The 825-nt window shown below is 48.7% G+C and carries 1 protein-coding gene; it reads right to left on the reverse strand.

The features are described 5' to 3' along the window. Positions 1-825 (reverse strand): HAD-IC family P-type ATPase (locus tag AB4512_RS10160; RefSeq protein ID WP_372174864.1); only part of this gene is annotated, 825 nt, incomplete at both ends.

An 825-nucleotide genomic window follows, 5' to 3' on the forward strand; every position in this document is an offset into this window, starting at 1 on the left:
TATCAAACACGACAGCATCAATTTTGCTTGCAGATTGCAACACATCGGCATCTTTGATCAGAACGCCAAACTCAGCGGCTTTGCCAACGCCGACAGTAATTGAAAGTGGTGTCGCAAGGCCTAAGGCACATGGACAAGCGATGATCAGCACTGTGGTTGATACCACTAACATGTAACTGGCGCTTGGTTGTGGGCCAACAAAAAACCAAACTAAGGCGGCAGCAACTGCGATTGCGACCACAACCGGAACAAAAACGGCTGAGATAGAATCGGCAAGCTTGGCGATTGCTGGTTTACTGCTTTGCGCTTGGCGAACCATTTGAATGATCCGAGCCAGCATGGTGCTTGATCCAATCCCAGTCGCTTCAATAATTAAACTACCATCCCCATTAATAGTGCCCGCAGAAACGCCATCATTTATTGTTTTGACGTTGGGCAGTGGTTCACCGGTCAGCATCGACTCATCGATGTAAGACTCACCAGATACCACAACACCATCAACTGGCACTTTTTCTCCCGGTTTGACGCGTACTTGCATGCCGACTTGGATAGCTTCTACAGCAATGGTTTGTTCTTTGCCATCGACGATGACCACCGCTTTTTGAGGTTGTAAGTTAATCAGTGCCTGTAGCGATTTCGTGGTGCGAGCTTTGGCTTTGGCTTCAATGTAGTGACCCAAAGAGATAAGGCCGACAATCATCGCACTGGCTTCGAAGTAGACATGGCGCGATGGTTCTGGGAACCATGATGGAATCAGCACAACCAGCATTGAATAGAACCATGCTGCGCCTGTACCTAGAGCGACTAAGGTATCCATAGTCGCGC

Origin of the sequence: Vibrio sp. 10N.222.52.B7 (assembly GCF_041474275.1) — a bacterium.
GTDB classification, from domain to species: Bacteria; Pseudomonadota; Gammaproteobacteria; order Enterobacterales; family Vibrionaceae; genus Vibrio; species Vibrio crassostreae_C.